The sequence below is a fragment of the Bariatricus sp. HCP28S3_F11 genome, from assembly GCF_052065395.1.
Taxonomy (GTDB): Bacteria; Bacillota; Clostridia; order Lachnospirales; family Lachnospiraceae; genus Allocoprococcus.
In genome coordinates, this window is sequence record NZ_JBQHUC010000021.1 from 25177 (window position 1) to 51059 (window position 25883).

At 44.5% G+C, this 25883-nt stretch carries 25 protein-coding genes and 2 pseudogenes; 21 read left to right on the forward strand and 6 right to left on the reverse strand.

Annotated elements, in window-relative coordinates:
- The first annotated feature begins 34 nt into the window (after positions 1-34).
- From ispE to ACTNBR_RS10640, 10 genes are all read left to right on the forward strand, one after another.
- Positions 35-910, forward strand: coding sequence for a 4-(cytidine 5'-diphospho)-2-C-methyl-D-erythritol kinase (ispE, locus tag ACTNBR_RS10595; protein ID WP_441018134.1), 876 nt, complete (start codon positions 35-37; stop codon positions 908-910).
- A gap of 2 nt (positions 911-912) precedes the next feature.
- Positions 913-1584: a GntR family transcriptional regulator gene (locus ACTNBR_RS10600; protein ID WP_427807637.1), complete on the forward strand. Its 672-nt coding sequence runs from the start codon at positions 913-915 to the stop codon at positions 1582-1584.
- Between the two features lie 94 nt (positions 1585-1678).
- Entirely contained in the window at positions 1679-2359 is a 681-nt protein-coding gene (gene spoIIR / locus ACTNBR_RS10605; RefSeq protein WP_441018133.1) for a stage II sporulation protein R, read from the forward strand.
- A 149-nt stretch (positions 2360-2508) separates the two neighbouring features.
- Positions 2509-3684, forward strand: a complete 1176-nt coding sequence (locus ACTNBR_RS10610; RefSeq protein ID WP_441018131.1) for a cation diffusion facilitator family transporter — start codon at positions 2509-2511, stop codon at positions 3682-3684.
- 25 nt (positions 3685-3709) lie between these two features.
- Positions 3710-4411 (forward strand): acyl-[acyl-carrier-protein] thioesterase, encoded by a 702-nt coding sequence (locus ACTNBR_RS10615; protein WP_427807631.1) that lies wholly within the window; start codon positions 3710-3712, stop codon positions 4409-4411.
- A 97-nt stretch (positions 4412-4508) separates the two neighbouring features.
- Positions 4509-5330 (forward strand): CvfB family protein, encoded by an 822-nt coding sequence (locus tag ACTNBR_RS10620; RefSeq protein ID WP_441018129.1) that lies wholly within the window; start codon positions 4509-4511, stop codon positions 5328-5330.
- A 143-nt stretch (positions 5331-5473) separates the two neighbouring features.
- Positions 5474-5707 carry a polya polymerase gene (locus ACTNBR_RS10625; protein ID WP_427807627.1) on the forward strand — a complete coding sequence of 78 codons (234 nt, stop codon included), beginning with the start codon at positions 5474-5476 and terminating at the stop codon, positions 5705-5707.
- Between the two features lie 163 nt (positions 5708-5870).
- On the forward strand, positions 5871-9347 hold the full coding sequence (locus ACTNBR_RS10630) for a DNA polymerase III subunit alpha (protein ID WP_427807625.1): 3477 nt from the start codon (positions 5871-5873) through the stop codon (positions 9345-9347).
- 84 nt (positions 9348-9431) lie between these two features.
- On the forward strand, positions 9432-10409 hold the full coding sequence (gene pfkA / locus ACTNBR_RS10635; protein ID WP_427807623.1) for a 6-phosphofructokinase: 978 nt from the start codon (positions 9432-9434) through the stop codon (positions 10407-10409).
- A 21-nt stretch (positions 10410-10430) separates the two neighbouring features.
- Positions 10431-10931, forward strand: coding sequence for a DUF1934 domain-containing protein (locus ACTNBR_RS10640; protein WP_427819590.1), 501 nt, complete (start codon positions 10431-10433; stop codon positions 10929-10931).
- Positions 10932-10957: 26 nt separating this feature from the next.
- Here the strand turns inward: ACTNBR_RS10640 and ACTNBR_RS10645 are convergent, their stop codons facing one another.
- On the reverse strand, positions 10958-11410 hold the full coding sequence (locus ACTNBR_RS10645; RefSeq protein WP_427819591.1) for a hypothetical protein: 453 nt from the start codon (positions 11408-11410) through the stop codon (positions 10958-10960).
- Between the two features lie 247 nt (positions 11411-11657).
- Here ACTNBR_RS10645 and tig point away from each other — a divergent pair, with 247 nt between their 5' ends.
- From tig to ACTNBR_RS10670, 5 genes are all read left to right on the forward strand, one after another.
- Positions 11658-12728, forward strand: coding sequence for a trigger factor (gene tig, locus ACTNBR_RS10650; RefSeq protein ID WP_427819592.1), 1071 nt, complete (start codon positions 11658-11660; stop codon positions 12726-12728).
- Positions 12729-12755: 27 nt separating this feature from the next.
- Positions 12756-13406, forward strand: coding sequence for an HAD family hydrolase (locus tag ACTNBR_RS10655; protein ID WP_441018127.1), 651 nt, complete (start codon positions 12756-12758; stop codon positions 13404-13406).
- Between the two features lie 71 nt (positions 13407-13477).
- Entirely contained in the window at positions 13478-14254 is a 777-nt protein-coding gene (locus ACTNBR_RS10660) for an HD domain-containing protein (RefSeq protein WP_441018125.1), read from the forward strand.
- A 22-nt stretch (positions 14255-14276) separates the two neighbouring features.
- Positions 14277-15368, forward strand: coding sequence for a M42 family metallopeptidase (locus ACTNBR_RS10665; RefSeq protein WP_427819595.1), 1092 nt, complete (start codon positions 14277-14279; stop codon positions 15366-15368).
- A 462-nt stretch (positions 15369-15830) separates the two neighbouring features.
- Positions 15831-16358 carry an alpha/beta hydrolase fold domain-containing protein gene (locus ACTNBR_RS10670; RefSeq protein ID WP_441018123.1) on the forward strand — a complete coding sequence of 176 codons (528 nt, stop codon included), beginning with the start codon at positions 15831-15833 and terminating at the stop codon, positions 16356-16358.
- A gap of 129 nt (positions 16359-16487) precedes the next feature.
- Here the strand turns inward: ACTNBR_RS10670 and ACTNBR_RS10675 are convergent, their stop codons facing one another.
- Entirely contained in the window at positions 16488-17357 is an 870-nt protein-coding gene (locus ACTNBR_RS10675) for a hypothetical protein (protein WP_441018172.1), read from the reverse strand.
- 395 nt (positions 17358-17752) lie between these two features.
- Positions 17753-18472: a gamma-glutamyl-gamma-aminobutyrate hydrolase family protein gene (locus ACTNBR_RS10680; protein ID WP_427819597.1), complete on the reverse strand. Its 720-nt coding sequence runs from the start codon at positions 18470-18472 to the stop codon at positions 17753-17755.
- 305 nt (positions 18473-18777) lie between these two features.
- Between ACTNBR_RS10680 and ACTNBR_RS10685 the strand changes: the two genes are divergently transcribed.
- The 3 genes from ACTNBR_RS10685 (at position 18778) to ACTNBR_RS10695 (ending at position 20315) form a co-directional block, all read left to right on the forward strand.
- On the forward strand, positions 18778-19626 hold the full coding sequence (locus tag ACTNBR_RS10685; RefSeq protein ID WP_441018121.1) for a patatin-like phospholipase family protein: 849 nt from the start codon (positions 18778-18780) through the stop codon (positions 19624-19626).
- Between the two features lie 30 nt (positions 19627-19656).
- Positions 19657-19980, forward strand: coding sequence for a helix-turn-helix domain-containing protein (locus ACTNBR_RS10690; protein WP_427819598.1), 324 nt, complete (start codon positions 19657-19659; stop codon positions 19978-19980).
- A gap of 128 nt (positions 19981-20108) precedes the next feature.
- The gene (locus ACTNBR_RS10695) at positions 20109-20315 is read left to right on the forward strand and encodes a helix-turn-helix domain-containing protein (protein WP_441018117.1); all 207 of its coding nucleotides are present in this window, start codon (positions 20109-20111) and stop codon (positions 20313-20315) included.
- A 112-nt stretch (positions 20316-20427) separates the two neighbouring features.
- Here the strand turns inward: ACTNBR_RS10695 and ACTNBR_RS10700 are convergent, their stop codons facing one another.
- A complete protein-coding gene (locus tag ACTNBR_RS10700) occupies positions 20428-21885 on the reverse strand; it encodes a DDE-type integrase/transposase/recombinase (protein ID WP_441018115.1) in 1458 nt (485 codons plus the stop codon).
- 71 nt (positions 21886-21956) lie between these two features.
- Here ACTNBR_RS10700 and ACTNBR_RS10705 point away from each other — a divergent pair.
- The 3 genes and pseudogenes from ACTNBR_RS10705 to ACTNBR_RS10715 all read left to right on the forward strand — a co-directional run.
- A pseudogene (locus ACTNBR_RS10705) lies at positions 21957-22325 on the forward strand (glycosyl hydrolase); the annotation flags it as partial.
- Positions 22326-22340: 15 nt separating this feature from the next.
- Complete coding sequence (locus ACTNBR_RS10710; protein ID WP_441018113.1) at positions 22341-22685, forward strand: hypothetical protein; 345 nt, start codon at positions 22341-22343, stop codon at positions 22683-22685.
- Between the two features lie 372 nt (positions 22686-23057).
- Positions 23058-23501 (forward strand): annotated as a pseudogene (locus ACTNBR_RS10715) (glucuronate isomerase); the annotation flags it as partial.
- Between the two features lie 123 nt (positions 23502-23624).
- Here ACTNBR_RS10715 and ACTNBR_RS10720 read toward each other — a convergent pair.
- Both ACTNBR_RS10720 and ACTNBR_RS10725 read right to left on the reverse strand, forming a co-directional pair.
- Positions 23625-24800 carry a M20 metallopeptidase family protein gene (locus ACTNBR_RS10720; RefSeq protein WP_441018109.1) on the reverse strand — a complete coding sequence of 392 codons (1176 nt, stop codon included), beginning with the start codon at positions 24798-24800 and terminating at the stop codon, positions 23625-23627.
- 130 nt (positions 24801-24930) lie between these two features.
- Positions 24931-25662 (reverse strand): TraX family protein, encoded by a 732-nt coding sequence (locus tag ACTNBR_RS10725; protein ID WP_427807595.1) that lies wholly within the window; start codon positions 25660-25662, stop codon positions 24931-24933.
- Positions 25663-25883 lie beyond the last annotated feature (221 nt).

The window sequence follows — 25883 nt, forward strand, 5'->3', positions numbered from 1 at the left end:
CATAATGTATACAAGATACAAAAGGAGAAATCTCATGGAGAAATTGGAACTGAAGGCACTGGGGAAGATTAATTTGGGACTGGATGTTCTGGGCAGGCGTGAGAACGGATATCATGACGTACGGATGATCATGCAGACATTGTATCTGTATGACAATGTGATTTTACAGAAGAAGCCGGAACCCGGGATTGAGATCGAGTCTAATTTGTTCTATCTCCCGACGGATGAAAATAACATTGCCTGGAAAGCGGCCCAGATGCTGATGGACGAATTCCAGCTTCCGGGAGGAATTAAGATCTCGCTGGAAAAACGTATCCCTGTAGCGGCCGGAATGGCAGGAGGGAGCTCAAATGCGGCGGCTGTGCTTTACGGAATGAACCGCATGTATCAACTGGGGCTTGATCAGAAGGCACTGATGGATCGGGGCGTAAAACTGGGGGCGGATGTGCCGTACTGTATCATGCGGGGAACGGTGCTTGCGGAGGGAATCGGAGAGAAGTTGACACCGCTTCCGCCTATGCCGAAATGCCAGATCCTCATAGCAAAACCACCGATCAGTGTTTCCACAAAAATGGTATACGAGAAGCTGGATTCCAGAGAAATCACAGTGCATCCGGATATCGATGGGATTCTGGATGGACTGGAGACGGGGAATCTCGAAACAATCGCAGCTTCAATGGGAAATGTTCTGGAGAATGTCACGATTGAAGAGTATCCGGTCATTGCACGCATCAAGAAGTGTATGCTGGCAAAAGGAGCTCTGGGGGCGATGATGAGTGGCAGCGGACCGACAGTCTTCGGAATCTTCAAGGATAGGAAAACGGCAAAAGCGGCATATAACCATTTGAAAAAGCAGGGATTGGCGCGTCAGGCATATGTCGTTAATGTACACAATGTCAGGAGGAGCTAAATATGGATGCGAATTTAAGGCTGGATATGGATGAATATCTGCCACTCAGAGATGTGGTATTTAATACACTCCGCAGAGCAATCCTGCGTGGTGAATTGAAGCCGGGGGAACGTCTGATGGAAATTCAGCTTGCCAATAAGCTTGGAGTGAGCCGGACCCCGATCAGGGAGGCCATTCGGAAGCTGGAACTGGAAGGACTTGTACTAATGATCCCGAGAAAGGGAGCTGAAGTGGCCGAGATCACCAGAAAGAATATGATGGATGTTCTGGAAGTAAGAAAGGCGCTGGAAGAGCTGGCGGCTGAGCTGGCATGTGAAAGGATCGGCAAGGAACAGATCGCTGAGATGCGAGTGGCTGCGAAAGAATTTGAGCGTACATTGAAAACTGGTGATGTGACACAGATTGCCGAGGCGGATGAAAAGTTTCATGATATCCTGTATATCGCAACGAATAATCAGAGACTGATTCTTTTGCTGAACAATCTCAGAGAACAAATGTATCGTCTGAGAGTGGAACATTTGAAATTAAAAGAATGTTATCCGCAGCTTCTGGCAGAACATGATATGATTATTGATTGTGTGGAAAAGAGAAATAAAGAAGCAGCGAAAGATATCGTCAGAAGACATATTGATTATCAGGCAAAATCGGTAGGATATGTGCTGGAAGAAAAATAGTGAGGGCAGGTCTGAATAAGACCTGTCTTTTTTGTGTATACTCCGGATAGAAAATATCAGAAATGAAAGCTGTTTTATCGGGAGGTACATAACGATGGAAAGGAAAATCTATCTGCCGGAAGAATATAAGGTAGAACATACGGGATGGAAACATTGGCTTAAGGTGGGAGTGCGTCTGATGCTGGCGGCTCTTCTCGGGTTGCTATTGACCGGAAGCGTGATGCGGATCGGTCAGACTACTGACAAGGTACAGGAAGTGCAGAAAAGTCTGGCTGGGGAAGTGTTTCGCTTTCATGTACTTGCCAACAGTGACAGCCAGGAGGATCAGGAGCTGAAGCTGAAAGTTAAAAATTCCGCAATTGCGTATATGAAAAAAGAATTGCCGGATGCTAAAAATGCGAAGGAAACGAAAGTGTGGGCAGAAGAACATTTAGATGACATTGAAGAGGCTGCCAAACAGACTTTACTGGACGAGGGATATGCATACCCGGTCCGGGCAAGTGTAGGTTGGTACAGTTTCCCGGATAAAACATACGGAGATGTTACATTTCCTGCGGGAGAATATGAAGCATTGCGTATCGAAATAGGAGAGGCCAAAGGACAAAACTGGTGGTGTGCATTGTATCCGAATCTTTGTTTTGTAGACTGCGTGCATGCAATCGTTCCGGAAGAAGGAAAAAAAGAACTGGAATCAGTGCTTACAGAAGAAGAATATGAATTGATCACAGTCGGAACAGAATTCAAGATTAAATGGTTCTTCCTGGGAGAAAAATAAAAAGAATCCCGAAGAAAGTCATTTGCAATTTCAGGAAAAGGTGGTAAAATGTGTATACCTTTGGTCATTTATGATGAATAAGATAATAATGAAATAATGTGTCCGTCAGCCACCGGGTTGACGGTCCTTTTACGAAAGGGGAAAATATAATGACGGATTTGTTGGTGAAGATGTTTGTAAAGAACTATGAGGATACGGATAATATTTCTGTACGTACAGCTTACGGGGTGCTTGCCAGCGGTGTGGGTATTGCCTGTAATGTGCTGTTGTCCCTGGCAAAGATGATGGTTGGAATGCTCCTGCACAGTGTTTCTGTCATGGCGGATGCATTTAACAATCTTTCCGACGCGGGATCTTCGATCATCGGACTTGTCGGAGTGAAAATGGCAGAAAAGCCGGCAGACGAAGAACATCCATTTGGACATGGCAGAATCGAATATGTGGCGGCGTTAATCGTGGCCTTTCTTGTAATTGAAGTGGGATTTACTTTTTTTAAAGACTCGATCAGTAAAATCAGACATCCGGAGGAACTCCGTTTCCAGATGGTTTCTATCGTGATCCTTGGAATGTCCATTCTGGTTAAGCTCTGGCTTGGAATGTTCAATAAGAAGCTTGGCAAAAAAATAGATTCTCAGGTTATGATGGCAACGGCGGCGGACTCTCTTGGAGATGTCATTGCAACTGCGGCTACGGTAGTTTCCATCGTGTTTTGGAAAGTGACGGGGATCAACATTGACGGCTTTGTAGGTCTGGGCGTTTCCCTGGTAGTGATGTGGGCAGGAATCGGAATTGCGAGAGATACGCTGGAACCGCTGATCGGAGAGGCAACGACACCGGAAGATTATCGGAGAATCAAGAAATTTGTGGAAAAATATGACGGGATCATGGGGAGCCACGACTTGATCGTACATAATTACGGACCGGGAAGAAGCATGGCAAGTATTCATGCGGAGGTTCCAAATAATGTGTCGATTGAGGTTTCCCACGAGATCATTGACCGGATCGAAAGGGATGCGGCAAAGGAACTCGGCATTTTCCTTGTGATACATATGGATCCGTTGGAGACAGAAGATCAGACAGTACTGAAAGTCAGAAAGAAAACGGAGAAAGCAGTAGAAGAGTTAGACTCCCGCTGCAGTATTCATGATTTCCGAATGGTAAAAGGTGAGGATCAGATCAATCTTATTTTTGATCTGGTGGTCCCGAGAGAATATTCGGAAAAAAAGGGAGATGAACTGATGATACGTGTGATCGAGAGAATGCAGGAGATTGATAAGCGCTATCAATGCGTGATCACACTGGAAAATAGTTTTGTCGCAGAGTAGAAGAAAGTAAAAGAGGAGAATGTGAATGTATAGATTTGAAAGCAGAGTACGGTTCAGTGAGATCGATCATACAGAGATGATGACCCTTCCGGCGCTTGTCAATTATTTTCAGGACTGCAGTACGTTCCACTCCGAGTCTCTCGGACTAGGGATTGAAGCACTGAAGGAAAAAGGGAAAGCCTGGATCCTGTCATCCTGGCAGATCGTTGTGGAGCGTTATCCGAAAATGGGAGAAGAGATCCAGATCGAGACATGGCCTACGGGATTTGAGAAAATGTGCGGGACACGTAATTTCCGCATGCGTACCAAAGATGGCGAAGTGCTGGCATACGCCAACTCCATCTGGGTATATATGGATATCAGAAAAGGACGCCCTGCAAGGCCGGATGAACAGGAAATTGCTGCATATGGAGAGGAAGAACCTCTGAAAATGGAATACGCATCCCGGAAAATCGCGTTGCCCAAAGAGACCGTTCCAAAAGAAAGGTTTCCGGTACGGCGTTCCCAGATCGATACGAATGAGCATGTGAATAACTGTCAGTATATCCAGATGGCGTTGGAAGTCATGCCGGAGTGTGAGCGCGCATCACAGGTGCGGGTGGAATATAAGAGATCAGCGGTTATGGGGGATGTTATTTACCCGAGAACGGCTGTGGAAGCGCTGCGAAAAGTCATAGAACTCTGCGATGAAAACGGTGGTATTTTTGCGGTGGTGGAGTTTGAATAGGTAAGAAGTGCCTTGCCATTATGGAGAGAACAGTGTAATATAAAATAGAATCAAACCGGGCACAGAAGAAGCCTGTTTTGTGAAAGGATAAAGAGAAATGGAATTAGGAAAAAAGCAGGTATTAACTGTAGTTAAGCAGGTGGATTTTGGCGTATATCTCGGAAGTGAAAAGGAGAAAGTACTGCTTCCGAAGAAACAGGTTCCGGAAGGAATTGAACCGGGAGATCCGGTGGAGGTTTTCCTTTATAAGGATTCCTCAGACCGGCTGATCGCAACAACGAATGAGCCGAAGCTGATGCTGGGCGAGCTGGCGGTACTGAGTGTTCTGCAGGTAGGAAAGTTTGGCGCGTTTCTGGATTGGGGACTGGAGAAGGATCTCTTTCTTCCGTTCCGGGAACAGACATTTAAAGTAAAGCCGGGGGATGAATGTCTGGTTACACTTTACGTGGATAAAAGTGAAAGACTTTGCGCGACGATGAAAGTATATGAGCATCTCAGAAAAGATTCACCATATCAGAAGGATGACCGGGTGGAAGGAATCATTTACGAGGGCAGCGATAATTTCGGTATGTTTGTTGCAGTGGATGATCAGTACTCCGCGCTGATTCCGAAGAGGGAGGTAACTCCGGGACTTCGGCCGGGTATGCGCATCACTGCCAGAGTAACGGAAGTGAAGCCGGACGGGAAGCTGAACTTAAGTGTGCGGGAGAAGGCATTTATCCAGATGGATAAAGATGCCCTGATGGTGCTTAAAAAGATCGAAGAATGCGGAGGCACGCTTCCGTTTAACGACAAGGCTGATGCGGAACGGATCAAGAAAGAATTTGGAATCAGCAAGAACGCATTTAAACGGGCAGTGGGACATCTTTATAAAGAAAGAAAGATTGAGATTCTGGCAGATAAGATTGTGATTAGGTAATAATGCATAAAAATTAAATCATAAATTTGTGTATATTTCATAAAACGCTGAAATTAAAAATAGCGCTTGCAATTTGTTAAATTTTTGATTATATTGAACTTGTAAGGCGAAGAAATGGTGAAAAAGAAAAGGAGATGTGCAATATGAAGGTACAGAATATTACGAACATTGAAAAGTTTTTTAAGGTAGTTGACAGCTGTTCAGGAAAGGTAGAACTTGTTACAGGAGAAGGCGACAGACTGAATCTGAAATCAAAATTATCTCAGTATGTTTCCATGGCAAATATCTTCTCTAACGGAGAAATTCCGGAACTGGAAATCATCGCATATGAGAAAGAAGATATCGATAAACTGGTTTCGTTCATGATCAACGGCTAATAGATCATAGATTGAATCATATAAAAGTGATAAAAGGCTGCTGTCCTGCATATTCTGCGGGGCGGCGGTTTTTTTATGTTTCCCAAAATGGATGTCTGTTTTGATTGTAATAAAATCCGGTATTGTTTATAATAGGGAAAGAAAGGAAAACAGGTGGTTCATTATGAATTTCGCGCATTTACATGTCCATACAGAATACAGTTTGCTGGACGGTTCCAATAAGATCAAAGAATATGTGAACAGAGTGAAAGAACTTGGTATGACAGCCGCCGCGATCACAGATCACGGCGTGATGTTCGGCGTCATTGAATTCTACCGTGCCGCGCGTGCTGCAGGGATTAATCCGGTGCTGGGATGCGAGGTCTATGTTGCTCCCGGTTCCCGCTTTGATAAAGAAGCGGTGGGGCGGGATGAAGACCGATACTATCATCTGGTGCTGCTTGCCGAAAATAATACGGGATACTCCAATCTGATGAAGATCGTGTCCCGCGGATTTACAGAGGGTTACTACTATAAACCGAGGGTGGATTATGAGGTTCTGGAGCAATATCACGAGGGAATCATTGCACTCAGCGCGTGCCTTGCGGGAGAGGTTCAGAAAAATCTGCTTAGAGGACTTTACGACGAAGGACGAAAGGCAGCGCTTCGTTATGAGAAGATTTTCGGAAAGGGGAATTTCTTTCTGGAACTTCAGGACCATGGAATTCCGGAACAGTCGATCGTGAATCAGCAGCTTCTTAGGCTTGCGGAGGAAACCGGAATTGAACTGGTGGCGACAAACGACGTACATTATACTTACGCGGAGGATGAAAAGCCCCACGATATTCTGTTGTGCCTGCAGACGGGAAAGAAGCTTGCCGATGAAGACCGGATGCGCTATGAAGGCGGACAGTATTATGTGAAATCGAAGGAAGAAATGGCGGCACTCTTTCCCTATGCGCTTCAGGCGCTGGAAAATACACAGAAGATTGCGGACCGGTGCCATGTAGAGATTGAATTCGGTGTGACGAAGCTGCCGAAGTTCGACGTGCCGGATGGGTTTACTTCCTGGGAATATCTGAACAAATTATGTTTTGACGGATTGGAAAAACGGTATGGTGAGCCGGGACAGGAACTGGTGGACCGCCTTAATTATGAATTGGGTGTCATCAAAAACATGGGATATGTTGACTACTTCCTGATCGTCTGGGACTTTATTCATTTCGCAAGGGAAAATGGAATCATGGTAGGACCGGGCCGTGGATCGGCGGCCGGAAGTATCGTGGCGTATACCCTGGGGATCACGAATATTGATCCCATTCGGTATCAGCTTCTTTTTGAGCGTTTTCTGAATCCGGAACGTGTGTCCATGCCGGATATTGACGTGGATTTCTGCTTCGAGAGAAGGCAGGAAGTCATTGATTATGTTGTGCGCAAATATGGCAAAGATCAGGTGGCACAGATCGTTACCTTTGGTACTCTGCAGGCCCGGGGCGTGATCCGCGATGTGGGACGTGTCATGGACCTTCCGTATGCATTTGTGGATTCCATCTCCAAGATGGTTCCGAAGGAACTGAATATTACGCTGGACAAAGCCCTGAAAATGAATCCGGAACTTAAGAAGTTATATGATGAGAATCCGCAGGTGAAGGAACTGATCGATATGTCAAAGCGCCTGGAAGGTTTGCCGAGACATACATCCATGCATGCGGCAGGTGTTGTAATCTGCCAGAAAAATGTAGACGAATTCGTTCCGCTGGCTCTGGGGGCGGATAATACGGTGATCACTCAGTTTACCATGACTACATTGGAAGAATTGGGACTTCTGAAAATGGATTTTCTGGGACTGCGCACACTGACTGTGATTCAGGATGCGATCAACCTGGTGGAGGAGAGTACCGGAGAGCGGATCATTCCGGAAGAGCTGGATTACAATGACCCGGCGGTGATGGAGCTTCTGGGAAGCGGCAAGACGGACGGAGTCTTCCAGCTGGAAAGTGCGGGGATGAAGAGCTTCATGAAGGAACTGAAGCCGCAGAGTCTGGAAGATATTATCGCGGGAATCTCTCTGTACCGCCCGGGGCCGATGGATTTCATTCCGCAATATATAAAAGGAAAGAATCACCCGGAACTTATCACCTATGACTGCCCGCAGCTGGAGCCGATCCTGGAACCTACATACGGCTGTATCGTTTATCAGGAACAGGTTATGCAGATCGTGCGGGATCTGGCCGGATATACGCTGGGGCGAAGTGACCTTCTGCGCCGTGCGATGAGTAAGAAAAAAGCGGATGTGATGCAGAGAGAGCGCCAGAATTTTGTCTACGGCAATCCGGAAGAGAACGTTCCGGGATGCGTGGCAAATGGAATTTCGGAGGAGATTGCAAATAAAATCTACAATGAGATGATCGATTTCGCAAAGTACGCATTTAACAAGTCGCATGCGGCGGCATATGCAGTTGTCGCATATCAGACGGCCTATTTGAAATATTATCATCCGGTGGAATACATGGCGGCTCTTATGACATCCGTTATCGATAATCCCGGAAAGGTGGCAGAATATATTTACAGCTGCAGGCAGATGGGAATTAAGATCCTGCCTCCGGATATTAATCGCGGAGTAGGTAATTTCTCAGTGGATAACGGAAACATTCGTTATGGTCTGGCTGCGATTAAAAGCATTGGGCGTCCGGTCATCGAATCTATTATCGAAGAGAGAAAACTGAGGGGAGAATTTAAAAATCTGAAAGACTTCATTGAACGGCTTTCCAACAAAGAAGTGAACAAACGAACCGTGGAGAATTTCATTAAGTCCGGTGCGTTTGACAGTCTGAAAGGAACCCGGAAGCAGCTCATGATGATCTATATCCGTGTTATGGATCAGGTGAATCAGGAGAAGAAATATTCTATGACCGGTCAGATGTCACTGTTCGATATTGTTGATGAAGAGCAGAAGAAAGAATTCGAGATAACTCTGCCGGATGTGGGAGAATATCAGAAGGAGACGCTTCTCGCTTTTGAAAAAGAAGTTCTGGGCGTATACCTGAGCGGACATCCACTGGAGGAATACGAAGAAAAATGGAGAAACAATATTTCGGCTACCACACAGGATTTTCAGCTGGATGAGGAGACCGGTGTGACAAAGGTGCGTGACGGTGCGAAAGAGATTATCGGAGGAATGATCACTTCGAAAACAATCAAATACACAAAAAAGAACCAGACCATGGCATTTATTACCATAGAGGATCTGATGGGAACGGTGGAGGTCGTGATTTTTCCCCGGGATTATGAAAAAAACCAGCAATACCTTCAGGAAGACAGCAAAGTCTTTGTAAAGGGAAGAGTTTCCGAAGAAGATGATAATGCCAGCAAGCTGATCTGTGAGGAGATTATTCCGTTCGAGAGAACCAGGAAAGAGCTCTGGCTCCAATATGAGAATAAAGCAGCATATCTTGCGGATGAAAAGCATTTGTTCGCCATGCTGTCAGACAGCGAAGGGGATGATGAGGTGGTCATTTACTGTAAGGCAGAACGCGTTGTCAAGCGTCTTCCGAAGAACAGGAACATTAAAATCGAGCCGGGAATCTTGAGCAGGTTGACGAATTATTTTGGAGAATCTTGTGCAAAAGTAGTGGAAAAACCCATTGAAAAGATGTACTAAATAGAGTACAATGTAGCTTGAAAATGTGAATAATTTGGCAAACTTTAAAATCCTACAACAGGAGGAGACGGAGGGAAACATATCATGGCAGAAAAAATTATCAGAACAATCGGAGTGTTGACCAGCGGTGGAGATGCACCGGGAATGAATGCAGCGATCCGTGCGGTAGTAAGAACAGCTTTAGGAAAAGGCCTCAAGGTACGCGGAATCAGAAGAGGATATTCAGGACTTCTCAACGAAGAGATTATTGATTTAAGTGCCAGAGATGTATCGGATACAATCCAGAGAGGCGGAACGATTCTTCAGACAGCACGCTGCGAAGAGATGCGCACCGTTGAGGGACAGCAGAAGGCAGCAGCGATCTGTAAGAAGTACGGAATCGACGGTCTGGTGGTTATCGGAGGAGACGGTTCTTTCAAAGGAGCACAGAAGCTTTCTGATTATGGGGTAAATACGATTGGACTTCCGGGGACGATCGACCTCGACATTGCCTGTACAGAGTACACGATTGGATTTGATACCGCTGTGAATACAGCCATGGAAGCAATCGACAAAGTACGTGACACGTCCACATCTCATGAAAGATGCAGTATTATCGAAGTTATGGGACGTGATGCCGGATACCTTGCATTATGGTGCGGAATCGCCAATGGTGCAGAGAGAATTCTTCTTCCGGAGGAACACGATTACAACGAAGAGAAGATCGTGGCAGATATCAAGGAAAACAGAAAGCGCGGTAAGAAGCATTATATCATTATCAATGCCGAAGGTATCGGAGATTCTATGAATATGGCTAAGAGAATCGAAGAGGAGACAGGTATGGAGACCCGTGCAACGATCCTCGGACACATGCAGCGTGGAGGAAGCCCGACAGCGAAAGACCGTGTATACGCTTCCATCATGGGCGCGATGGCCGTAGATCTCCTTCTGGAAGGAAAGACGAACCGAGTAGTAGGATATAAACATGGCGAGTACATTGATTTCGACATCAATGAAGCACTGGCAATGCAGAAAGGAATTCCGCAGTACCAGTACGATATCGCGCAGCAGCTCGCATTATAAATAATTGATTGGAAAGATTGTATGACGCAAGAGGTTTTACTTACGATTTCCGGACTCCATCAGATGGAGTTTATGGAAAACGGGGATGAAGAGAATGAACCGATCGAAGTGATTACTCCGGCGAGTTATTATTTAAAGAACGACAGGCACTATGTCATATATGATGAAGTGGTTGAAGGACTCCCGGGAGTAATCAAGAACAAGGTTAAGATTACCGGAGATGATACGCTCGAGATTATGAAGAGCGGCCTTACCAATGCACATATGGTGTTTGAGAAGAATAAGTCGAACTTGACTTATTATGACACGCCGTATGGGCAGATTCAGGTAGGAATTCATACCCGTGATATGGATGTCAACGTGACGGAAGATCTGATTCAGGTGGAAGTGGAATATGGTCTGGACATCAATCATGAGGCTATGGCCGACTGCCGGATATCCATGAATATCCGACCGAAAGAAGCGGCGGACAGTGTGCTGAAAGAAAAGAATAGATCATCAAAAGAATGGCGCCAATGCTAGTGCATTGACGCCATTTTTCTGTGCTATTATTTTTGTGTCTCGTCTTTCTTGAAACGTGCAAAGAAACCTTTCTTTTTCTTTGGTGCTTCAAGTGGTCCGCGCAGTCCTCTTACGGCTGTTATGTAAATGCCGCTTACGGTTGCTTTTACCTCTTTCTTGACCGGAATGAGGTCATAGATCGCAGCGTCACACATCAGGTTCATAATCTTCGGTCCGACTTTGGCTTTAACAACCGGAACTTTGGAACGACGAAGATATTTCGGTGTGCTTTCCATTACAACTGCAGGAAAACCGGCATCTTTAAGGCGCATCTTACCTTTATCGATAATCAGCATAGTCACCTGTTGTGCGGCAGCATCCATGATCTCCTGCTGCTCTGCCTGTTTCTTTTCCGCTTTCTTGCCCAGGAAATATAAGGCAACTACAACAATGATTAAAATTACCAGAACTACCAGTAAAACGATTGTCACTTTGCTCATGATCCCGTCCTCCTAATACATATTATCCATATGACATTGTAACATTATTTGTCGGGGGGTGCAAGCTGTTTCGTGATTCGCAAAAATACAGTTATTAAATTAGCATGAAATCCCTTTCCATTTTAAAAAAATTGTCATATAATCAAAATGTGTGTGTCTGCAAAAAAAGTGTGTCGATATGTGGAACAACGATGATTTGGGTCTCATTTCGAACAGATACAAATAAGAAGATTATGAGGTGTAAAATATGAAAAAGAAATTTTCCTCGCTGGTTGCAGGACTGTGTGTATCGGCTGTGATCCTTGGCGGATGCTCCGGCAAAATTTCCAATGATTATGTAACGATCAGCCAGTATAAAGGGCTGGAGGTTGAGAAGCAGGAAGCGGAAGAAGTAACGGATGAAGATGTGGAAAGCTATGTTCAGAGTATGTGTGAAGCAAATTCTACATCCACAGAAGTAACAGACCGTGCAGCGCTGGACGGAGATACTGTTACGATTGATTATGAAGGCAAGATGGATGGAGTGCCGTTTGATGGAGGTTCGGCAGTGGATGCTCCTCTGACGTTAGGATCCAACAGTTTTATAGATGGTTTTGAAGAAGGAATTGTGGGACATGGGATCGGCGAGACATTTGATCTGAATCTGACATTCCCGGACCCATACCCGAATAACCCGGATTTTTCAGGAAAGCCGGTTGTCTTTACTGTTACGGTAAAAGGAATCACTGAAGTTCATGTGCCGGAGCTGACGGATGAGCTTGTGAAGACGCTTTCTGATACCGCTTCAACCGTTGAAGAATATAAACAGGAAGTGCGTGAGTTTCTGGAAGAAAATAACGAATCGTCAGCCAGAAACATGCTGAAGAGCAGTGCGTGGGATGCGCTGATGGAGAATGCACAGGTGACAAAATATCCGAAGGAAGAACTTCAGGAAATGATGGATACCATTCAGGGCCAGATGGAACAGAATGCGGCTTATTATGGTGTGGAATTCGAAGAGTACAGAGATACGTATCTGGAAATGGATGAAGAAACCTATCAGACAGAGCTGACAAAAGCAGCGAAGGAACGCCTGAAAGAGCTGATGGTGATGGATCTGGTGATTGAAAAAGCAAAGATCGATGTTTCGGATGAAGCGCTCGATAAGAAATACGAAGAATATGCCCAGCAGACCGGTTACGGAAGCGTTGAGGAGCTGAAATCCGTTATGGAATCTTACGGAAGTCTGGAAGATTTAGAGCAGATGGCAAAGATGGATCTTGTGCAGGACTATCTCGCAGATAATTGTAAACAGGTTGAGAAGAAGGACGAGAATTAGCGCTCACAGGAAGAAAGAGGACAATTCATGATAAAAGCAGTGTTATTCGATATGGATGGGATTTTGATCGATACGGAGAAATACCTGACGGTCTACAAGCAGAAGGCAATGCGCGAAGCCGGATACAGGATGTCTCTGGAGGACGCGTATCTGTTTCGGAGTCTGGATGCAAAATTTGCCAGAGTGAAAGCAAAGGAAATGTACGGGGCGGATTTTGATTATGACGGGATCCGGGGACGCAGGCAGCAGCTTATGGCAAAACATATTGAGAAATATGGACTTGAGACGAAGCCGTTTGTGAGAGAGACGCTCACAGAACTGAGAAGACGAGGTTTTCAGATTGCGGTCGTGACTGCGACAGAGGAGACGCGGGCAGTGCGCTATCTGAAGATGGTCGGATTTGCGGATCTTTTTGATGAAATTATCAGCGCCTCCATGGTGGAAAATGGGAAACCCTGTCCGGATGTATATCTTCATGCCTGCGAGAAGATCAGAAAGAAACCGGAGGAATGTCTTGCGGCAGAGGATTCACCGAATGGTGTCCGTGCTGCATGGAGTGCCGGCTGCCATGTCGTGATGGTGCCGGATCTCACCGGACCGACGAAAGAGACTGCAGAAATGGCGGATTATGTGGTAAAGAATCTGGGAGAGATTCCGGAACTTCTGATGTTAAAATAAAAGGAAAGAGTAAAATGCAGGAACAGCATCCGATGTATGCCGGAAGCCTCCTGCATTTTTGAGGTGATGAGATGGATTTTGAAAGAGCAAAACAGAAATTCGAGGAGTATCTGGACGGTTATGACCGTGCGGACGATAAGATCAATCTGAAAATCATACATACGTATCAGGTGGTAGAATGCAGTGGTGAAATCGCGCGAAGAATGAAGCTGTCCGAAGAGGATACAGATCTTGCGAAAATGATAGGATTACTTCATGACATCGGGCGTTTTGAACAGTTAAAACGTTTCAATAGTTTTGATCCGGGGATGATGAACCATGCAAAATACGGAGCTGAGATTTTGTTCCGGCAGGGAATGATCCGGGAATTTCTTGAAGAAGACACTTGGGATGACATCATTTACACGGCGATCGACCGGCACAGTGATTTTCAGTTGGAAGGAATAGAAGATGAGCGGACACTCATGCACGCTAAAATAATCCGTGATGCAGACAAACTGGATAACTGCCGTGTGAAGCTGGAAGAAAAACTGGAAACACTTCTGGAGAAACCGCTTGATGTGCCGGGGCAGGATGTGATCAGTGACGAAGTCTGGAGATCCTGCCAGGAACAGAAATCCATTCTTTCAGAAAGTCGAAAAACATCCATGGACTACTGGGTGTCTTATGTAGCGTATTTTTATGATATAAATTATAAGGAAACGATGGAAATCATTCTGGAGAACGATTATATTTCACAGATCATACACCGGATCACATATAAGAATCCGGAAACCCGTGCTAAAATGGAAATACTGGAACAGCAGATTCTGGAATATGCCCGTCGGATGACGGATGATCATATATAAAATATTACGAGGTGAAGGAAAAATGGAAAGAGAAAAGAACGAGAACACCATACGCATGATTCAGGAGCTGACGGATGCGGCGGGGGCATCCGGATTTGAGGATGAGGTGATCCTGACTGCAAAAAAATACGGAGAAGAATTCGCACAGACTGAGGAAGACTGTCTGAGAAATCTCTATTTGTATCGTAGAAAAAATACAGGAAATAAGCCGGTTATGATGTTGGATGCCCACAGTGATGAAGTGGGCTTGATGGTTCATTCCATCAAGCCGAATGGAACACTGCGCTTCGTGACCCTCGGAAGATGGACCGATCAGGCACTTCCGGCATCGAAGGTACTGGTACGCAATCGTTATGGGAAATATATACCGGGCATTGTGGCATCGAAACCACCACATTTTATGACCCCGGCGGAGCGTCAGGCAGGAGGAAGCACGGATATCCAGTCCCTGGTGATCGACGTGGGAGCTGTGAGCAAAGAGGATGCAGTGGAGAATTTCGGAATACGGATCGGCGAACCTGTAGTTCCGGATGTCTCATTTACTTATGATGAGCAGCATGATATTATGATGGGCAAAGGATTTGATTGCCGAATCGGATGTGCGGCGCTGATCGAGACGATGCGAAGGCTTGCAGAAGAAGAACTGGCGGTGGATCTGGTCGGAGTCCTTTCTTCTCAGGAAGAAGTCGGAGAAAGAGGCGTAAGAGTTGCGGTGAACAAGGTTGCGCCGCAGATCGCACTTTGCTTTGAAGGCTGTCCGGCCGACGATACCTTTACAGAACCCTATGCGATTCAGACGGCGCTGAAGAAAGGCCCGATGCTCCGCTTTATGGACTGCTCGGTAATCTGCTCTCCGCGGTATCAGAGATATGTGCTGGATCTGGCAGAAGAAAAGCACCTGGCCGTTCAGGCTTCCGTACGGGAAGGAGGCGGAAACAACGGAGCGATCATCAACACCGCAATGGATGGAATCCCTGCAATCGTTGTGGGAGTTCCGGTGCGATACATTCATTCACCAAATGGAATTACGTCTTATTATGATTTTGAGGCGACGGTTCAGCTCGCGGTTGAAGTGGTGCGTTCTATGTCGGAAGAAGTGATTCGGTCATTTTAGTGGAACAGATGAAATGTCTTTTTAATAAGAGTTTTACAAAGAAAACCCTATAAAATGAGGAGTGCCGATGCCCAGCGAACTGAGCATCGGCGTTTATGAAAAAGAAAAAATTTATATGAAAAAGTTATTGCCTTTGTTTGATTATTAGTATACGGGAAAAATGTGATAAAACTGTGATAAGAATTTAAAAGAATTATGAATAGAACGTGAATAAGTGTTCATAAAAGGAGGAGAAATACGGACAGTGAAGGAAATACATATGATTTTGCATTTCGAATGAATTATAGTGGAGTCATTTGCGATGAGCGTGTCGGAAAATATCGAATAGGAACGAAGTAAGATGAAAAAATATTCAGAAGATTTGCTTCAGAAAATAAAAGAACGGATCAATCCTCTATTACATTCACGGAGGCGGTTTCTTTGGCGATCATCCGGACATCGTAGAAGAGTCCGTAAAAATGTTTGTGGCAAAGACGGATCTTTGTAGGCGGAGACAGCGCAGGCGGCAATCTGACACAGTATTGTACAACCAGAGACTGGGAAGATGGTGCGCATATGGTGAGAGGACAGATGCTTCTGTATCCGACGCTCAACATGGCAAAGGTGGAAGATGAATATTATCATCCGTCCATGGATCAGTTTGAGATGGCACCGAAACAGAAAAGAGGACTTACCAAAATGATCGGCATGTTCGGAGGAATGACGGACGGGCTGGAAGCCATACTCGGAACGGGCGATGTAAAGAATGATTATCTGAATCCATATACGAGAGATACGAAGAAAAATCCACCGACATTTGTGACGGTCGGAGGACATGATTTCCTGAAGCTGGAGACACTTGGGTATGCGATGAAGCTGCATAATGCCGGGGTGGATACTACGGCGGTATTGTATAAGGGATTTGGCCATGCATATTTTGATAACGCGGGAGTTTATCCTCAGTGTGAAGAATGTATCGATGAGATGGCCAGATTTATGCCGGAACATTAAAATGGGAATAATGATATGAAAAGCATATCAATTCATTCACTCGGAAGTTCCTCTAGAGATATACGGTTATCATAAATATTGCGAAAATATATGACGCGGAGAGGAGTTTTATCTTTCTCCGCGTCATTTTTAGCAATTCGTCTGTGAATACTCTTCGTAATAGCTTTTCGCCTCTTCGTTTGTCAGAGAAAAAAGCTTTTGTAATTTTAAGATGCTTTTTTCGGGGGGCATGCCTTCCTCAATATGATCGATGACGAATGCCCGTATGCCAGCTTCTCTCCCGATTTTCTCACCTTCTTCTCTGGCTTCTTCACGTTCTTGCCGTAGATGCCGTTCCTGATCATATTCATAAATACTCACACTCTTCGCCTCCGCTCTGTTTTTCTCCAGAAAATCTGAAAGAATTCCTTCTGCAATACACTCTGTAATTGCTCGTTCCACTGCATCTTCCAGATTCATTACTTTCGCGTACTGTCTTACTCTTGCTGTATATTCAGAATAATCTTTTAACGTTTTGCAAGAATTCATAAGTTCCTGATTATGGCCCGGATTGATGTTCAAAAGAAGAGCTTTCAATTCCAGTGCAGGATATAGTTCTTTATATTCCTCATTGTTCAGAAACGACTTCGGAGTTTTGAACAAGTCTGACAGTGGCAGCAGAACCCTGTCAGGCAATTGCTCTTCGCCATTGTAGAATATTACGAAAAATGGAACAGGAATCATAACTGCCTTATGTCCGTATAAATTTTCTTTCCTGGTAAGAACTGAATATAAGTCTGCTATATACATCAGATATCGAAGCGGAAGGTTCGGGCTATAAGTGGATTGGTGCTCATACAGTGACAATCTGGAATCAATGATAAATGAGATATCATTGTGCATTGCCATATAGATTGCATTTTCCAGTGTGTTAATTTCCAACAGTTCTGGGTCTGTGTAATTGGTCTTTCCAGTTGCATTATAAAGTCCAAGCAGTTCTTTCTTATCACTAAACAACATCTCGAAGATTCTGGCTTTATAGATGCGGTTTGCATGGGGCTGCACCTGCGCAGCTTCCGCAGGGACCGTTTCTGTCTGGAAGCTGTTTTGGAGCTCGTTTTTTCCTGTTTTGTTCATATAATAACCTCCTTTGAAATTGTGCAGGAGGCCAAAAAACAGAATACCGAAAGCCGTTTCCTTTGAAACCTCTCTGCTGGTGTATGGGAATAAAAGCATCGAGATTTCATGAATTAGAAAATTTCAAGAATGTTCAGATGCGATGATTACGCATAAAAGAATCTGATTTAATGCTTTGAAGAAATTGTATCACATAGAATTAGGAAATGCTATAGGTATTTTTAGGTTTATCTACTGATTAGATGTTTTCCAATTATGTTTCACACAGTAGCCAGCATTTACTGCGGGCTACGTGCCAATTGTAACGCCTTCCGGACAAAGCAGGAAAATAATTTCCTCATGGCCGAAGAATGGAAGAACATGGCTTCCGGATGCCACTGTACTCCTACGGCGAAGGGATGTCCAATAAGTTCTATAGCTTCTACCGTTCCGTCTGAGGTATGTGCGCAGGCAATCACATTTTCTCCGGTCAGATGTATGCTTTGATGATGAAAACTGTTGGTATAAAGAGAGTCTCCTGTGATCGTGTGCAGAAGACTTTCTTTTTCAATAAATACCTGATGACTGACATCACTTCTGTTCTGCGAGGTTTGCGTATGCAGAAATGGAGTTCCGGGCTGGAGTGAGAGATCCTGATATATGGTTCCTCCGGCAGCCAGATTTATAAGCTGCATACCACGACAGATACCTAATAGTGGTTTTCGCAATTTTAAAATTTCTTCTGTGAAATGAATTTGGAATACATCCAGTTCCAGGTTTGTTTCTCCGATACCCGGGAGAGGATTCTCGTCGAAAAGAAGTGGTGTGAAATCGCCGCCTCCTGGAAGAAGAAAACCGTCACAGAGTGAAAGAATACCGGTGACATCCCAGTCCGGCGGAAATGCGGGGATCAGTATGGGAAGTCCGCCTGAGAGCCGGATAGCAGTCACATAGCTGTCTGGTACAAAATGTTGTTTATCCTTCATTCCACATGTCAGAATTCCAATCACAGGATTCATTTCCAAAGACCTCCTTTTTGCTGTAGGCTGTTACAGAATATGTCTTTCACAGAGGAAATATGTGTGTCAGTCCGAAAAGATTTCACAGAAATTTTGTTTTTATTATGTTTTATAAATGTTATACTGTTCAAGTAGGACGGCGAGTCTTGTGTATTTCACTGGCAGTTAATCTGATTACGGATCGTTCGCTGGACCAGTATGACCCGGTTGAAGAAGTGGAGAATAGACAATTTATCTTGAAATAAGGAAGGGCAGAGGGGCTAAGAAATAGCTGCTCGGCTATAACGAAGGAGAAATGACAGAAAATGAACGCACTGATACTGGAAGGGGGAACCTTCCGACCTATATTTTCCTGCGGTGTCATGGATGCACTGTTGGATAACGATGTAAATTTTGATTATGTAATTGGAGTTTCGGCGGGGATCACCGATGGAGTTTCGTATGTTTCAAAGCAGAAAAAGAGAAACTATCATATTCTGATGAATCACCGACATGACAAACGGTATGTGGGGCTTCGGAATTACCTGACGGACAGAAGCCTGTTTGGCCTGAAGTATGCATATGAGACCATACCGAAAGAGATTTATCCGTTTGATTGGGAGACTTACCGGAACAATCCGACAGAAGTGCGTGTGGGCGTTACGAATGTCGAAACCGGGGAAGCGGAATATCTGGATGGAAAAGATCTGGAAGAGACCTGTGGCATGCTCAAGGCAACTTGCGCGATCCCGTTCGTGTTCCCGGCAATTGAACTGAATGGGAAGAAGTATTATGACGGCGGGATCTGTGATCCGATTCCGGTGCGCAAGGCGGAGGCGGACGGACATCCGAAGATGCTGATCGTTCTTACAAGGCCGAAAGGATATATAAAAACACTGTCAAAGGCGAATGTCGCGGCAGCGAAGGCGCTCCGCAAGAAGTTCCCTAAACTGGTGCGTCCGCTGATGACAAGGCACATGATGTATAATGAGACGGTTGTCTACTGCGAGAAGCTGGAGCGGGAAGGAAGAGCCGTGATCTTAAGGCCGACGAAAGAAGTACAGATTGATTCATTTGAAAAAGATCTGGAGAAAATCGACAGGATCTATCAGTATGGATACGATGAGACGGTGAAGAATCTGGAGAAGATAAAAGAAGTTTGCTTTGACATTTAAACGATAAGTTCAATGAAAAGAGGGACATATTTGTATTCATATCCAACAATAGATAAAGTAAAAACAGGAAGAAGAATCAAGGCTCTTATGAAAAAAAGAGGATTGAATGTGAAAAATGTTAAGGAATACCTTGGACTTGGCAGTGTGCAGAGTGTCTATCACTGGCTGGATGGCAGCAGTATGCCCACCATCGATAATCTTTATGCGCTGAGTGAACTACTGCAGGTGCCGATCGATGATATGCTGTGTGGGAATAGAGAGTTGAAGAGAAATGATGGGCAGAGGAATTTTGCTAAAAGAGTACAGTGTTATTATAAGAAGTTGGTGGAGAGGATTCAGGGCAGAATGGTTTAGCTGTATTTATACGGATTGAGGAACCACGCAAGTGACGAAAGCGCCGGAAATCGGCGATGCAAGAGTGGCTTACTTGATAAAACGGTACGCCAAAGGGTAAGATTGAAACGTAGAGAGGAGGAAGAACGATGGATTTCGGGAAACAGATCAGACAGATTCGGAAAGACGCCAAACTGACACAGGAGCAGATGGCGGCAAAGCTGAATGTATCCAGGCAGGCCGTCTCAAACTGGGAGAACAATAAGAATCTTCCCGATCTGGAAATGATCATTACGATTTCCAGAGTGTTTGGCCTTTCTCTGGATCAATTAATGGTAGTGTCAAGTAATCTATGAAAAAACTGAGTAATAAAAATAGGCTCAGATGAACCTTGAAAATTGCAGATATGTTAGTGATTGGTAGTGTACGCCACCCTTCCGGTGGCTGTTTTCCCTTCCGGCTCGGAATCTAAGAACAGTTAACAGCTTCACCGTGTTGTTGTTTCAGGATGGTCTGCTGGCCAAGGAAGATGAGAAGCTGCCACTTACCTGGCATGTTGTCAGCACCTTGCAACAGATCCACTTCGTTTAGAACTTTGTATTTATTGTGTTTGTGCGGACGAAGGAAGTTATAGTAAGCAACCCAGAGAGCAAGGTCGTAATTGGCACCGTCGATGTTGTCAAAACCATTTGTGTGACGATAAGAAGCCTTATAGGTGCGGTTCAGCCGTTCAATCATTTGTTTGAATGGTCGGTGTTCTGTAGAAACAGCATCGTCGTTGGTAAGTCCAATAACCTGAGTGATTTTGAATGTAAAGTCTTTTCCGAACTTCTTTCCGAATTCCATTGCGGCAAGTGGGTAGGCGCTGTATCCGTCAGCGATAAATTTAAAGTTTTCCGAAAGCTTTGCAAGCCCCTGAAAAGCCATACGCATGGCGAGGATGCAGGGACCGACACCACGATTGTCAGAAACCTGGTAGCCGATGATGGATCGGGTGGCGGCATTCATGATGAGCCAGATGTAGGTCTTGATACCACGGATTTTTATGTAGGTTTCGTCAGCTGTGAACACATCCCCCTTTTCGTAGGGATACTGATCAACAAAAGGTTTGATGCAGACGGCGGCAGTCTTGCAGTAGTTGGCGATCTGCTGATGGGAGATGCTGATGTTATATAGGTCTTTGAGAGCCTGAGAAGTTTTGCGCAGGGAAAGACCGAGGTTAACATGAAGAGTCAGACATAAGGACATGACATGCGCGTTGTGCTTGCTGAATTTCAAGGAAGAGGCATTCTTTGGCAGGGTAGACAAATCCATGCTGAAAAAATCCATCGTGAACTCACGGTAGATATAGTGGAGCTTATATTTATTTTTGCCGTAATCCTCTTTTAGATCTTCCTTATCCACTTTTTTGAGGTTGTGGAGATAGTAAGGGCATTTGGGATTGACACACTTATGGACGATAAAGTGCTTGCGGTCTTTCTTTGGGACTAGAGTATTGCCACAGTGCGGACAGCGTAGTTTCACAGAGGAGAATCGACTTGCATCCGGGGAGAACCTTGCATCGCAGACCTTACAGAGCAGCTGACCTTTGGAACCGTTGTTTTTGTATAGGAATGGTTTCGGTGCATTGCAGCGGGGGCAGGTGCAGTCATCAGGAATATTACATTCTGATCGGCGGATGACAGGGCGAATCTTCTTACCATAACGTTTTTCGTAGTAAGGGATTAGATCCTTGTAAGTCCAGTCCTGGCGGAAGTCGGTGATCAGAGGGAGTTCATCAATCTTGAACTTTTGGTATTTGGGAGAATGGGAATCATCAAAAGCCCATTGCTTAAGAGGAATGTATCTGCAGATAAAGTTGAGAAGCCAGCAGTTTTGCTGGTAAAGATATTGAATAATTGAGAGTAAGTATTGTATAATGTCCATGAGCATTGGCTCCTTTTGAGGTAATGGATTTGTGGTGAACTCATTATACACGAAAAGGGAGGTCAATGCTCTTCAAAAAACTTCTCGGGCATGAGATTCCGGACGGAAAATGGGGCGGAGAATTGGGAATGAACGATGCGATTTGTCAGATGTATTACGCAAAGAGTCCGGCCGCACGCCTGATATATAAGATATTAACCAACCTTAAGAAAAAAAGTGAAGAGAAAGGAAAACCGGATCTGAATATTCTCTTCATTTACAATATGCCGCTCCGTGGAATTGCCAAAATGACAAACGGAATGGTAAGCATGGACATGGTCAGAGGAATGGTGACAGCAGTCAACGGACATTTCTTCCGGGGAATGAAACAGATCATATCAGGCTTCTTTAAAAATTCAAAGGAAAATAAAGCCTACACAGCAAAAATTTCCCGTAAGTAAAAGTGAGGTATAAAAATGGGTAATTTGAAAGAAAAATGGATGAGCATTTGGGGTGGATTTGAAGAAAAACATCCCAAACTGGCAAAATGGGTATATCAGATTTTTTACTTCTTTGTGTTCAGCATGGGCGTTACCGTATTCCAGTATCTGGTCTTCACATTCATGCCGGGGATCCTCGGAATCGGCCTTGCCGGAACAGAATTCATGTGGCCACAAAAAGAAATGCATCTCTTCGGAGTGGATTTTACATGGAGCCTTTTGGGATATAACGTACTTCGTGATGCCAGCGGAGCGGTTATGATAGGGGGCGGACTTGGATATTTTATCAGTTACGAAACGGGTTCATTTCTTGCGCAATGAATTAATTTTCCTCTGCAGAGAAATATCACTTTTAAGAGTAAAGGAAATCCTTTTTACCAGGCAATGTGGTACTTTATCGCATGGGTAGTAATATCGCTGGTATGTAACGGATTCAATAATTTATGGATGCCGATCGCATCAGCATATGTTCCGCCTGCAGTTTATAATCTGCTCGTAACCTTCATTACAGGAGGAGTTTCCATGGTAATCTTCTTCTTTGTATTCAAGATTATCTTTCCGGAAGGAGAGAAATAGGGACGTTGCAAAGGATTTTGACGTAATATTTCGTGCAATTCACAAACAATTAATACATTTGTTTAAAGACATGGCTTTTGCCCCCAACATCGTGTCAAGATGCAACGTCCCTATTTCTCCCATGCGCCAAGTTCCGAGACGGCAGATTCCCTGAATTCACTGATCGCGACGGATGAACTTCAGAAAACGATTCTCTACTCCCTGAATCCGAATGATAATGAGGCGATCGGAACGATCCTCGGATGTTTCCAGGGAACAGAGGCTGCCGGCAAGATCCAGCAGGGAAGTGCATGGTGGTTCAACGATCACAAGCAGGGAATGATCGCGCAGATGACATCCCTGGCAAATCTCGGGCTGCTCGGAAACTTTGTGGGAATGTTGACAGATTCCAGAAGCTTCCTGTCCTACACAAGACATGAGTATTTCCATAGAATCATGCGCGAACTGATCGGAGGATGGGTAGAAAACGGAGAATACCCGGCGGACTACAAGGCATTGGAAAAGATCGTATGCGGAATTTCTTATAATAATGCAGTAAAATACTTTGGATTTGAGTTATAAACCATGCAGGATATGACGAAAGGAAAAATGAGGGGAGAGAAGACCGGTAAATAAAAATTTCCTTGCAGCCATGATTCAAAATGGCCTGCAAGGAAATTTTTTTTTATTCAAATTACAAAGAATTTATGCGTTCTTGTCTAGCCAGTTCATTGCTACTTGAGCGTAGATTGCCGCACCTGTGGATAAGATATCCTCGTTAAATAAAACCTTTGGATTGTGCTGCCCAACACGTTTGGAAGGATCTTCCGGTCCGGCACCGATCATGTAGTAAGAACCAGGCACTTTATCGGTAATTTCAGCGAAATCTTCTGAGCCCATTCCGTGGCCGCCACGAATGACCTGAATCTGCGGCAGCATGGATTTAACGGTATCCTCTACCAGAGCAGTTACGGCATCATCTGTAACGACACTTGGGCACGAACTTAAGGTTTCATATTCCATCTGGCAGCGGTAAGTCATGGCAACACCTTTGGCAACCTCTTCAATTCGTTTAACAAGTCTTTCGCGAACCTCTTTCTTAAAGGTACGAAGAGTTCCCTGAAGAACGGCACGCTCAGGAATTACATTCGATACATCGCCTGCAGCAAGCTGGCCGATTGTAAGAACAGCTTCTTCCGTTCCGCCGATCTCACGTGCGATCAGTGACTGAAGGGCAAGATAGACCTGAACGGCTGCGTTGATCGGATCAACACAAGCTTCCGGCATAGAGCCGTGTCCGCCATGACCGATCAGTGTGATTTTAAAACCGTCTACAGAAGACATTGGCTCTTTGCCGGTCATGATAATACCCTTCGGAATGATTGCGATTACATGCATTGCAAAAGCAGCATCCACATGCGGATTCTCCAGCACACCTGCCGCTACAGCTTTTTTAGCACCCTGGAATACTTCCTCTCCTGACTGGAATAACAATTTAACCGTTCCTTTTAATTCATCTTCATGCGCTTTTAAGAGCTTTGCCGCACCCAGCAAGAAAGTTCCGTGCATGTCATGACCACATCCGTGCATGCAGCCATTGGTGGATTTAAACGGTACATCAGCTTCCTCCGTCACAGGAAGTGCGTCTACATCACTGCGGAGCATGAAGCACTTTTTCCCCGAACCGATCGTTGCTTCAATGCATGAAATATCTTCGTATACTTTGTATGAAATTCCCATCTCGTCTAATCTCGCTTTGATAAATGCAATTGTCTGAGGGAGAGTTGTTCCCGTCTCCGGAATCTGATGAAGCGATCTTCTCCATTCAACAAGTTGTCCCTGCAGTTCGGCAGCCTCTTTTAATAATTCATTTCCCATCATGAAATCTCCTCCTGTTCTTAAATTGGTGAACAATTGTATTGTAGCACAATTTGCAGGGTACAATTATAAAATTTTTATAATATAATAAGTCCTTAAGAGTGTAACGGAGCAGCGATGGTATTTCATTGTACTAAATACCAAGGTAAAGGCGGAGTATTCCAAGGATGAGCAAATGGGCAGGATAAAACCAATAGTTAAGCATTTTATTCTGTTTGCCACGCTCGCCGTTATATGTAAGTGTCAGACCAAAGCCTAAAAGTGACCAAGGCTGTGTATACATGGAAGCGTAACCAAAAGGAATGGCAAAGAGCGGCACATCATGGAACAGATAAAAGAAATAACCGATTAAAATAGCGTGGTGCTCATAATCAAGACTCAAATATATGGCAGCTATGCACATTATGATAATAATAATCCACGATACAAAATACCAAAGCACTTTTGGCAGCTTCTGCATTTTTTCTTTTAAAATGTCTATACTCCATATTGTCATGAGAACAAACGCCAGGGTGAACATGACGTTATTCCAGTTCATATTAAAAAAACATGCCGTTGTAAACATATCAAAAGGTACTTCTGATATTACACCGAATAACAGTAAATTAAACAGATATTTCTTTCGGCTTCGGGTTTTGAAATAACCTTCAACCAGCAAAAAACAAAACAATGGGAATGCAATTCTGCCGATAATGTCAAATAGATTACTCACAACAGTAAGGACTCCGTCATTTGAAGTCAGATTTGGATAAATCAGTGCTTTGTTTACATGGTCAATAAGCATGGATGTGATGGCGATCAGCTTTAGCCATGCCCCCGAAAGAAACTGAACTTTGCTGCATAGATTGTTGATTTTTTCTTTCATATTATTTTCATGGTATTCAAGTAAAAATGTTAAAAAGTTTTGGATAGTGGCTCCATTATACAGTATGAAGTGTTAAAAAGAAAGCGAAAAATGATGAATCCGTCTTTTTGTGCAGTTTGCGCCCTCTGGCGGTCGCAAATGCGTTTTTCAACGGCCGCTATGCGGAGCAGAACGGCCGCTCGTATTTAGTTGATTGTTGATAAGTTATCGTATGTTTATCT